Source organism: Streptomyces sp. NPDC001732 (assembly GCF_053596315.1).
The window spans coordinates 1-2395 of sequence record NZ_JBSFFY010000181.1 but is presented as its reverse complement, the minus strand read 5'-3'; the positions used below and the strand labels follow the sequence as shown (position 1 = coordinate 2395).

Genomic DNA, 2395 nt, shown 5'->3' with positions numbered 1-2395 from the left:
CAGTTGACCACCGCCCGCGCCACGCGCGTCGGACACCTCTTCGCGGTCGTCCCGCTCGCTGAAGTCCTGCGTGCGCCGCCCGGGGCCAGTGGCAGCTGGCCTGCCGGCCCGGCCGGTTTCTGCGGTGAGCTGAGGTGCCTACGATGTGGTCCGGATTCGGCGGGGCACGACCCGGTGGGCCACCACAGCCAAGGCGAGTGGCAGGAGGCTCACAACCAGCATGGTGAGCCGCAGGCCGTTGGTGAAGTCCAGTCCGAGGTCCAGTCCGGACTGCCGGAGCAGGTTCGGGTCGTATCCGGCGGTACCGGGACTGTGCGCCATCGCGCTCCGTGTCGCGTCCACGGCCTGGCCGGCCTTGGAGACGGAAATGCCGCGCGCTTCGGCATCGTTGAGCCACTGCCGCTGGAAGAAGAGGTTGAGGAGCAGGAGGTAGACGGCTGGGCCCAGCGCGTAACCGGTCATTCCGAACGCCGGCTGGACGGAGGCCACGGCGCCGGCTTTCCCCGGTGCGGCGTACGCGAGGATGGTCTCGGCCACGGCGGAGGAAGTCACCAGCGATCCGAGATTGGTGAGCCAGGTGGCCAGTACGACAATCCACAGAGCTATCGTGGGATCGGCGGTGGCCGCCATCAATAGCCCGCCCGCGACCATCACCAACAGGCCGGTGATGAGGACCGGTCGGGGGGTGTACTTCCCGATCAGGTGCCCGGCGAGGATGACACCGGCCGCGATCGCCAGCGTGCCAGGTAGGAACAGCAGGCCGAGGGTGCGCGGGGGCAGCGAGAGGATCACACTGCCGAACTGCCCGAGCGTGAAACTGAACCCGGCGACGAGAAAGTTGAGCGTCAGGCTGGCGAGCGCAGCCACAGCGAACGGGCCGCTGTGGAACAGCGACAGGTCCAGGACCGGCTCCGGTGTCCGGCGCTCACGGAGCACGAACAGCACACCGGAGACCGCACTGATCACCAGCGGCGTCCAGGTCTGAAGCCGGGAAATCCCGTTCTCCGCCTCGGCGACGCCGTGGACCAGGGTCAGCAGGGCGACGCCGACCAGGCTGATGCCGACGATGTCGACTTCGCGCCGTCGCAGCATGGGGGGCTCGGTGACATACCGGACGGTCAGCCCGAGGGCGATCAGCGACAGTAGTGGGGCGAGCAGGAACAGCCACCGCCAGCCGACGGCCTCCACTACCCAGCCCCCGGCCGCAGGGGTCACCCCGCACAGCAGCATGTCGATGGCCATGAAGACACCGATGGCCGTCGGCCGCCCCTCCGGGGACACCGACACCTTGAGCAGGGCCATCGACACGCCCAGGACCGAGGCCAGCGTCAGACCATCGAGGAGGCGTGTCACCAACAGGAAGACGTAGTTGGGGGAGATCGCGGAAAGCAGGTTGACGATGATGTTGCCGACCAGCCCCAGCATCAACAGCCGCTTGAGCCCGAAGGCGTCCCCGAGACTGCCCACGGCGAGGACGGCGGCGGCCACGACCAGTGTTGCCGCACCCCCCAGGAACCCGACGACGTCGGGAGGCACATCGAGGGCCCGGCTGACCTGCGGCATGTTCAGGCTGAGGACTAGCGGGTCGACGGCTGTGATCGTAAAAGCGAGAGAGAGCCCCGAGATAATCGGGAGCATCGCGACAGTGGATCGCGGACCCGCAGTTGACACAGCAGCACCTCCCATAAGCCGACCGGTTCCGACCATTTGTCGACCGACCGTAACCAGGCATCCGCCTCCGTCCCGTCCACCACGGCCGATATCTGTGGCCCGGCACCTGTTCGGGCCAGGGTGGTCTAAAAAATCTGAGCAGGGGTGAGCCCGTTGGCCAGCGCGATCGACGCCCACCCCAGGAAGAAGCTCCCTGCTTGCTCCGCCGCGCCACCACCGCCGGTGCTCATCGTTGAAGCAGCACACATGCTTCCGGGCAAGGACACCGGGCCCGCGAGGAGCCCGTATCACCGGTGCTCCGCGATCACAGACCCGTGTTCCGTATGGAGCCGTTCCAATCGTTCCTGGTACCGGTCTATGAATTCCTCCACCCGGGCCGACATGAACCGCCCCGGTTTCACTGATCGTTTCAGAAGGAGGTTCGAAGTCGTCTCAAACAGATCATGCTGCAGGCGAGTTGAAGCAGTCCGAGGTGGAGGTCGGCGCGTATCTCGTAGCGGGTGCGCAGGCGTTTGAACTGGTGGAGTCAGGCGAAGGTCCGCTCGACGACCCATCTGGTCCTGCCCAGGCCGGAGCCGTGGGCTGTGCCCTTGCGGGCGATCTTCGGTGTGATGCCGTGGGCTGTGCCTTTGCGGGCGATCTTCGGTGTGATGCCGCGGGCCCGGAGGAGGCGGCGGTACTTGTCGTGGTCGTAGCCGCGGTCGGCGAACAGCCGGCCCGGCCG

General features: G+C 67.1%; 1 protein-coding gene and 1 pseudogene. Both read right to left on the bottom strand.

Annotated elements, in window-relative coordinates; translation table 11 throughout:
* Positions 1–138: 138 nt before the first annotated feature.
* A complete protein-coding gene (locus tag ACWCXX_RS41180; RefSeq protein WP_451136421.1) occupies positions 139–1638 on the bottom strand; it encodes an MFS transporter in 1500 nt (499 codons plus the stop codon).
* A 442-nt stretch (positions 1639–2080) separates the two neighbouring features.
* Positions 2081–2395 (bottom strand): annotated as a pseudogene (locus ACWCXX_RS41175) (transposase); the annotation flags it as partial.